The following is an 8357-nucleotide window of genomic DNA, read 5'->3' as shown; positions in this document are numbered from 1 at the left end:
ATGCCCCACCACTATCCGCAGGTAATGACTGTCTTCGGTATGCGTCGGCCCCCAGATATCCTTGAGCAATTGCTGCTGGGTGATGACCCGCCCCGGGTGCCGCGCCAGTTGCGCCAACACAGCATATTCCTTGCGGGTCAGCGCCACTTCAGCACCGTCCAGCAATACCCGGCGATAGGCCAGGTCCACCGTCAACGGCCCAAAGCGCAACGCCGCTTCCTGGGCCTCCCCCACCGGTGCCTGGCGCAACAGGGCGCGCACGCGGGCGAGGAATTCCTGGATACCAAAGGGCTTTGTCACATAGTCGTTGGCGCCATTGTCCAGCGCCTCGACCTTCTGGGCTTCACTGGCGCGCACCGACAGCACCAACACCGGTACCACGGACCACTCGCGAAACTCACGCAACACTTGTTGCCCGTCCATGTCCGGCAGGCCGAGGTCGAGGACCAGCAAGTCCGGTTTACTCAAGGCGGCCTGGGCCAGGCCTTCGCTGCCGGTCCCGGCTTCGATCACTTTGTAGCCCTGGGAGGTCAGGCTGATGCGCAAGAACTTGCGAATCTGCGGTTCGTCGTCAATGACCAAAATCGTCGCAGTCTGGCTCATGGTGTCCCATCAAAACCCGTTTAAAAAGAGAGTAGCGCAAGCCAGTTCAAGCTTCACCTTCAAGGCCCGGTTGAGTCTGCAACGGCAAGAACAACGTGATGCACGTGCCCCGCCCTTCAATACCCTCGGCGACGCTGATATGCCCGCCGTGGGCGCCGACCATGCCCTGGCAGATCGCCAGGCCCAATCCCGTGCCTTGCCCGCCACGATCACCGCGGGCGGCGGTGTAGAACATGTCGAAAATCTTCGCTCGCTCCTCTTCGGGAATGCCCGGGCCTTCATCGCTGACAGCGAAAAACAATTGCTGCTCGCTGATTCCCGCGCGCAATTGCAAGCGCCCCTGGGGCGGCGAAAAGCGCGCGGCGTTTTCCAGCACATTGACCAGCGCTTGCTCGATCAATGCCGCATGCACGTAAAGCAGCGGCAACTCGGCGGGCACATCGGTAGTAACCCGCAGGGGCGCCAGCACGGCCCGCAAACGGCCCAGTGAACTGCCGACGATATCGCCGGGCGACACCCAATCCCGAGCCAGCTTCAAGGCGCCGTGACCAAGCCGAGTCATGTCCAGCAGGTTCTGGATATAGCGGTCCAGGCGCTCGGCTTCATCGCGAGTACCTTCCAGCAATTCCCGGCGGTCTTCCAGGGGAATGGCTTCGCCGAGCGCCAGCAGGCTGTCGATGCTACCGCGCATGGAGGTCAGTGGTGTGCGTAAATCATGAGACACCGAGGCCAGCAGGGCGCTGCGCAATTGTTCAGTTTCACCATGCAGGCGGGCCGCTTCCAACTCCTGGGCCAATTGTGCCCGGGCAAGGGCCTGGGCCAGTGGCTGGCTCAACGCCGTGAGCAAACGACGGCGTTGACCACTCAACTCCCGCCCGGCTTTCGGGCTCACGCCCAGTAAACCCAACGGGCCCTCTTCACCAGACAACGGCCACCACCACCAGCGACCCAACGGTAAGGTCCCGGTACCCATGCCCGCTGGCTGATCATGCTGCCACGCCCAATCGGCGGCGGCGCGCTCGGTTTCGGTGAAGGTGATTGCGCCGCCACTCTCGACTTTCCAATCGCCCTGCCCATCGCGATTGACCAGGCACAGTTGCAAGTCGCTCCAGTCTTCAAGGTGATGAGCCGCCGCGCTGATCACCGCCTGACGGTCAGTGGCAGCGGTAAGTTTGCGCGACAAGTCGAGCAGTTCGCTGGTTTCCTCCTGGGTATCACGCAGCGCCTGTAACTGCCGGCGTTGGCGAGCCGCCAGGTTACCGGTCAGCGCAGCCATCAACAGGAAAAACATCAGGGTCAGCACGTCTTCTTCGCGCTGGATGGAAAGGGAAAAATTCGGCGGAATAAACAGGAAGTCGTAGGCCAGGAATGACAAGGCCGCACACACCAACGCCGGCCCCAGGCTGCTGCGCACCGCCACCAGCAAAACAGCGGCAAGAAACACCAGCGAGATATTAGGCAACGGCAGGATGCTGGACACCGCCCAGGCCACGCCAGCAGCCAGCACGGTCGCCAACACGGCGAGGGCATAGTCGAACCACACCAGGCCGCGCATATCCGGCAAGCGCGGCGGTGCCGGTACTTCATCACTGTCGAGAACGTTGATTTCCAGGCCTCGGGCATTGCGCAACAGCCGCGCCGCCAGGCCACCGCCCCACATCATGCGATGCCAGCGCGGCCGTGACTGCCCCACCAACACCAGGCTGGCGCGCCGCTCGGCGGCATGCTGGATCAAGGTCTTGGCCACCTCTCCCGCCCGCAACAACACGACTTCACCGCCCAAGCGCTCGGCCAGTTGCTGGGCGTTTTGCAGGCGCAAGCGCGATTGCTCATCCCGTACCCGACCGTTGTCCACATGCACCAGGCTCCAGGGCAGGTGCCGGCGCTGGGCCACGCGGCTGGCGTGACGCACCAGGCGCTCGGCCTGGGCATCGCCATCCACCCCCACCAACAACCGCCCGCGCACCGCGGGTGCGGCCTGTCCCAATTGCCGATAGCCTTGGGTCAGGTCATCGTCGACGTGGGCTGCGGCAGTCTGCATCGCCAGCTCGCGCAAGGCCATGAGATTGGTCTGGGTAAAAAACGCATCGATGGCCGCGCGAGCCTGCTCCGGTACGTAGACCTTGCCGTCCCGCAGACGCTCCAGCAGTTCCCGGGAAGGCAGGTCGATCAGCAGCAGTTCGTCGGCTTCCTGCAACACCCAATCCGGCAAGGTTTCCCGCACTTGCACCCCGGTGATGCCGCGCACCTGGTCGTTGAGGCTTTCCAGGTGCTGGACGTTAACCGTGGTGAATACGTTGATGCCAGCAGCCAGCAATTCCTGGATGTCCTGCCAACGTTTTTCATGGCGACTGCCAGGGGCATTGCTGTGGGCCAATTCGTCCACCAGTACCAGCTTGGGCTTGGCGGCGAGCAGGCCATCGAGGTCCATTTCCTCCAGCATCACGCCACGGTATTCCGAGCGCAGTAATGGCTGTTGCGGCAACCCACCGAGCAACGCTTCGGTTTCGGCGCGGCCATGGGTTTCCACCACACCGGCAATCAACCGCACACCCTGGCGCAACTGGGTGTGGGCGGCCTGGAGCATGGCGTAGGTCTTGCCGACGCCGGGAGCGGCACCGAGGAACACTTTGAGGCGGCCACGGCCGTCCCGGGGCAGATCAGCTAACAAGGCATCAGCGCGGCCGGAGTCGCTCATTCGCGGGGGTCCTTCATAGGTAAATGCAGGAGCGGCTTGTTCGCAAAGAATTCATGATCACCGCGTCAATTCTGGTTTGCCGCATCATCGTTCACGTCCTTCGCGAGCAAGCTCGTTCCTACAAGGGATCACAGTTTTTCCAGGGCCATGTTCAGCGCCAGTACATTCACCACCGGCGGGCCCACCAGTGGGTTTTCGATGTGCTCGTCCATCAGCCGCTCCAGGGTCGACACCGGCAGATTGCGCGCAGCGGCGACTCGTGCCAGTTGATAGGCAATCGCCAGGGGTGGCAAGTGTGGATCAAGACCGCTGCCGGAGGTAGTCAGCAATGCCAGAGGCACCGGCCCTTGGCTGGGTACCAGCAGCTTGTTGGCATCATCGAACACCCGGGTAGCCAACGCTGGATTGCTCGGCCCCAGGTTGCTGGCACTGCTGGAGACGGTGGCAAACGTCCCGGCGGAGGGCCGTGGGTGGAACCAGTTGGCACCGGTAAAATCCTGGGCAATCAGGCTCGAACCACGGACCTTGCCAGTGGCATCGCGCACCAGGCTGCCGTTGGCTTGATCAGGGAAGGCGACTTGCGCCACGCCGGTGACGACCAGCGGGTAGGCCACGCCGGTGATCAGGGTCATCAACACCAGCAGGCTCAAGGCCGGGCGGATCATATTGGACATGTCATGTTCCTCAATTGAGTCATAAACACCGTGTAGGAGCGAAGCGCCCGATACCAAGCTCACTCCTACAGGGATCGGATCAAACCAGGTGCAATGCAGTCAGCAGCATGTCGATCGCCTTGATCCCCGCAAAGGGCACCAGCAACCCGCCCAGGCCGTAGATCAACAGGTTGCGCCGCAGCAACGCCGCCGCACTTGCCGCTTGCACCCGCACGCCGCGCAGTGCCAGCGGGATCAGCACCACAATGATCAAGGCGTTGAACACGATGGCCGAGAGGATCGCGCTCTGCGGGCTTTGCAGGTGCATCACGTTGAGCACGCCCAGTTGCGGGTAAATCGAGGCAAACAGCGCCGGCAGGATCGCAAAGTACTTGGCCACGTCGTTGGCGATGGAAAAGGTCGTCAGCGCGCCTCGGGTCACCAGCAATTCCTTGCCGACTTGCACCACGTCCAGCAGCTTGGTGGGGTCGCTGTCGAGGTCGACCATATTGGCCGCCTCACGAGCCGCCTGGGTGCCGTCGTTCATCGCCATGCCAACGTCCGCCTGGGCCAGCGCCGGGGCATCGTTGGCGCCGTCGCCGCACATCGCGACCAGGCGACCGTCGTTCTGCTCATGACGAATCCGTGCCAGTTTCTTCTCGGGCGTGGCTTCAGCCAGCACGTCATCAACGCCGGCTTCGGCGGCAATAGCGGCAGCGGTCAGCGGGTTGTCGCCGGTCACCATCACCGTGCGGATCCCCAATTTGCGCAGTTCGGCAAACCGCTCACGGATGCCGGGCTTGACCACGTCCTTGAGGTGAATCGCCCCCAGCAATTTGCCGTCGACGCACACCAGCAACGGTGTGCCGCCACTCTGGGCGATCTTGTCGATTTCCCGGGACAGCGCCGGTTGCAGGTCACTGCGCTGCAAACCAATAAACGCCAGCAGCGAATCCACCGCGCCTTTACGGAACACACGGCCTTGATAGTCGACACCGGACAGGCGCGTTTCGGCGCTGAACGGCACGCCAGTCAGCTCGTCAGCCGAAGGCTCAGCCTGCGGATGCAGGGTACGCAGGTACTCGACGATGGATTTGCCCTCGGCGGTATCGTCGGCCAGGGAAGCAAACAACGCCCCCTCGGCCAGTTCCTGAGCGCTGACACCAGGGGCTGCCACTACTGCCGTGCAACGACGGTTGCCAAAGGTGATGGTGCCGGTCTTGTCCAGCAACAACACATGCACGTCCCCCGCCGCTTCCACGGCGCGGCCAGACTTGGCGATCACATTCAGGCGCACCAGGCGGTCCATGCCGGCAATACCGATGGCCGACAACAGGCCGCCGATAGTGGTAGGAATCAGCGTAACCAACAGCGCCACCAGGAACACCAGCGGCAGGCTGCCATTGGCAAAGTGAGCGAACGGCTGCAGCGTCACCACCACCAACAGGAAGATCAATGTCAGGCCGATCAGCAGGATATCCAGTGCCACTTCGTTGGGGGTTTTCTGGCGTTTGGCGCCTTCCACCAAGGCAATCATGCGGTCCAGCGTGGACTCGCCGGGGTTGGCGGTGATGCGCACCAACAGCCAGTCCGAGACCAGCCGTGTATTACCGGTGACGGCCGAACGGTCGCCACCGGATTCGCGGATCACCGGTGCGGATTCGCCGGTAATCGCCGCTTCGTTGACCGCCGCGATGCCTTCGATGACCTCACCGTCACCGGGGATCATTTCCCCGGCAACCACCCGCACCACATCATCTTTGCGCAGGCTGGTGGCCGGTACGTCCTTGAAGCTGCCATCACCTTCCCTGCGGTGCGCACTCAGGCCCTCGCTGCCAGCCTTGAGGCTATCGGCGCGGGCCTTGCCACGACCTTCGGCCAAGGCTTCGGCGAAGTTGGCGAACAACACGGTGAACCACAGCCATACGGCGATTTGTACGGCGACCAGGGTCGGTACGGCAGTGTCCGGCACAAAGCACAGCAAGGTGGTGAGAATGGCGGTCAACTCGACCACCAACATCACCGGCGAGCGTTGCAGCTGACGCGGGTCCAGCTTGACGAACGCCTGGACCAGCGCCGGGCGCCACAGGGCCGACATGGCGGTTTTGGCCGGCTCCTGGGCTTTGCCCGAGGCCGAGTTTTTTGCAGGCATATTCATGCTCATACCCCTTAGTTCTTCATTCCAGAAGCAGCCATATTCAGATGCTCGGCGATAGGGCCCAGCGCCAGCGTCGGCAAGAAGGTCAGGCCACCCATCAGCAAAATGGTCACCGTCAGCAAGACCACGAACAGCGGGCCATGAGTCGGGAAACTGTTCTGGCCAACCGGTGTGGCCTTCTTCATCGCCAGGCTGCCGGCCAGGGCCAGAACCGGGAGGATGTAGCCGAAGCGGCCAATCAACATGCCCAGCCCCAGCATCAGGTTGTGGAACGGGGTATTGGCACCGAAGCCGGCGAACGCCGAACCGTTATTGGCACCGGCCGAGGTATAGGCGTAGAGCAATTGGCTGAAGCCATGTGGGCCAGGATTACTGATAGCACTGGCCGGGCCAGGCAGGCTGGCGGCGATGGCGCCCAGCACCAGCACACTGACCGGCATCACCAGCAAGGTGACAACCAGCAGTTGCACTTCCCTGGCCTGGAGTTTCTTGCCCAGGTATTCCGGGGTGCGGCCGATCATCAAGCCGGCAAGAAACACCGCAATCAACACATTGAGCAACATGCCGTACATCCCGGCACCGACGCCGCCGAAAATCACTTCGCCGACCATCATGTTGACCAGCGCCACCATCCCGCTCAGAGGGTTGAGGCTGTCTTGCATGCCATTGACCGAACCGTTGGACGCCGCAGTAGTGGTCACCGACCACAACACCGTGCCGGTGGTGCCGAAGCGTGTTTCCTTACCCTCCAGCGGCGCAGCCTGCTCGACCGCCGGATTGTTCAGGGTTGGGTTGGGCTGGTATTCGGACCACATTGCCGTCGCGCCGCCAATCAGGAACAAGGCCAGCATGCAGCCGAGGATCGCGCGGCTCTGACGCAGGTCTTTGACGTAGTGACCAAAGGTAAACACCAACGCCACCGGGATCAGGATGATGGACGCCACTTCGAACAGGTTCGACCACGCGGTTGGATCCTCAAAGGGATGCGCCGAGTTGACCCCGAAGAAACCGCCACCATTGGTACCCAGTTGCTTGATAGCAATCTGGCTGGCGGCCGGGCCCAGGGGGATCACCTGATCCACGCCCTGCATCGTCACGGCACCGACATAGTGAGCAAAAGTTTGTGGCACACCCTGCCAGACCAGAAACAGCGCCAGCACCAGGCACAGCGGCAGCAGGCCATAGAGGGTGGCGCGGGTCATGTCGACCCAGAAATTGCCCAGGGTCTTGGCAGATTTTCGACCGATACCACGGCACAACGCGACCAGCACAGCCAGGCCGGTAGCGGCACTGACGAAGTTCTGCACGGTAAGACCAGCCATCTGGCTGAGGTAGCTCAGGGAAGCCTCACCACTGTAGGACTGCCAGTTGGTGTTGGTCATGAAACTGACCGAGGTATTGAAGGCCAGCGTCCACTCCAACCCTGGCAGTTGCTGTGGGTTGAGTGGCAAGTGGCCCTGGAACACCAGGATCGAGAACAACAGCACAAAACCTGCGAGGCTGAACGCGAGCAAGGCCAGTGCGTATTTCTGCCAACTTTGCTCTTGTTGTGCATCAACCCCTGCAACGCGATAGCAAACCCGTTCCACCGGGCCTAATACCGGCGTAAGCCACGTGCGCTGGCCTTCCATTACCTTGTAATAGAACCGCCCCAGAAAGGGTGCCGGAACCAGCACCACGGCAAAGAAGGCAATGATCAGCCAATAGTCATAACTGTGCATAACCGCTCCTAGTTCCGATCCGCGCGTAACAGCGCAACCAGCAGATAAATGAACAGCGCCGCAGCCAATAGCAGTGACACTGCGTCCAGAACGCTCATGGAAATTCTCCGTCGTACGGCGATTGCCGCGTGTAGGAGGATTGTCCGCAGGAGTGGTGTAAAGGAACGAGGGCGAGGGTATGGACGGGGCGTAAAAAACGCGTAAAGGTTTACAGCAGGGTTTGGGTGCCTGTAAGGCCCGCTCACCCAACGCGGGTTTACGGAACGCCCAGATCAAAAAACAGAACAAACACCGCCTCCCCATGTGCAGCAGGGCTGCTTTTCTATGGCGCAGACTGGCCTGCGAAAGGCACTACATAGATGTGTCAGCGATGAGCATCACTTTGAGGTCCATAGGTTTCAGCGCTCTCCAGGGCAGTCCAACTCTGCGAAAAATGAATCCATGCACCGCCAAACCTGACCATCCCCCCTTGCACCGCTCCCCGCAAGCCCGCAAGCTATGCAGCATTCGCTCAATGTCCGTCT

At 61.8% G+C, this 8357-nt stretch carries 6 protein-coding genes; all 6 read right to left on the bottom strand.

Annotation, left to right across the window (positions count from 1 at the left end):
• Positions 1-603 (bottom strand): response regulator (locus GIR22_RS25620; RefSeq protein ID WP_154746069.1); only part of this gene is annotated, 603 nt, incomplete at its 3' end.
• Positions 604-649: 46 nt separating this feature from the next.
• On the bottom strand, positions 650-3301 hold the full coding sequence (locus tag GIR22_RS25615; protein WP_154746068.1) for a sensor histidine kinase: 2652 nt from the start codon (positions 3299-3301) through the stop codon (positions 650-652).
• 128 nt (positions 3302-3429) lie between these two features.
• Entirely contained in the window at positions 3430-3975 is a 546-nt protein-coding gene (gene kdpC / locus GIR22_RS25610; protein WP_154746067.1) for a potassium-transporting ATPase subunit KdpC, read from the bottom strand.
• Positions 3976-4054: 79 nt separating this feature from the next.
• Positions 4055-6118, bottom strand: a complete 2064-nt coding sequence (gene kdpB, locus GIR22_RS25605; protein WP_154746066.1) for a potassium-transporting ATPase subunit KdpB — start codon at positions 6116-6118, stop codon at positions 4055-4057.
• 5 nt (positions 6119-6123) lie between these two features.
• A complete protein-coding gene (gene kdpA / locus GIR22_RS25600) occupies positions 6124-7833 on the bottom strand; it encodes a potassium-transporting ATPase subunit KdpA (RefSeq protein WP_154746065.1) in 1710 nt (569 codons plus the stop codon).
• 8 nt (positions 7834-7841) lie between these two features.
• Positions 7842-7931: a K(+)-transporting ATPase subunit F gene (kdpF, locus tag GIR22_RS25595; RefSeq protein ID WP_154746064.1), complete on the bottom strand. Its 90-nt coding sequence runs from the start codon at positions 7929-7931 to the stop codon at positions 7842-7844.
• Between the last annotated feature and the right edge of the window lie 426 nt (positions 7932-8357).

The organism is Pseudomonas karstica, from assembly GCF_009707515.1.
In the GTDB taxonomy this organism is placed as follows: Bacteria; Pseudomonadota; Gammaproteobacteria; order Pseudomonadales; family Pseudomonadaceae; genus Aquipseudomonas; species Aquipseudomonas karstica.
The sequence above is the reverse complement of the archived record's forward strand: the minus strand, read 5'-3'. Positions and strand labels throughout refer to the sequence as shown.

Bases quoted from the DNA above. Each gene is read 5' to 3' on its own strand.
- GIR22_RS25615 (WP_154746068.1), bottom strand. From the start codon at position 3,301: ATGAGCGACTCCGGCCGCGCTGATGCCTTGTTAGCTGATCTGCCCCGG.
- kdpB (WP_154746066.1), bottom strand. From the start codon at position 6,118: ATGAGCATGAATATGCCTGCAAAAAACTCGGCCTCGGGCAAAGCCCAG.
- kdpA (WP_154746065.1), bottom strand. From the start codon at position 7,833: ATGCACAGTTATGACTATTGGCTGATCATTGCCTTCTTTGCCGTGGTG.
- kdpF (WP_154746064.1), bottom strand. From the start codon at position 7,931: ATGAGCGTTCTGGACGCAGTGTCACTGCTATTGGCTGCGGCGCTGTTC.
- kdpC (WP_154746067.1), bottom strand. From the start codon at position 3,975: ATGTCCAATATGATCCGCCCGGCCTTGAGCCTGCTGGTGTTGATGACC.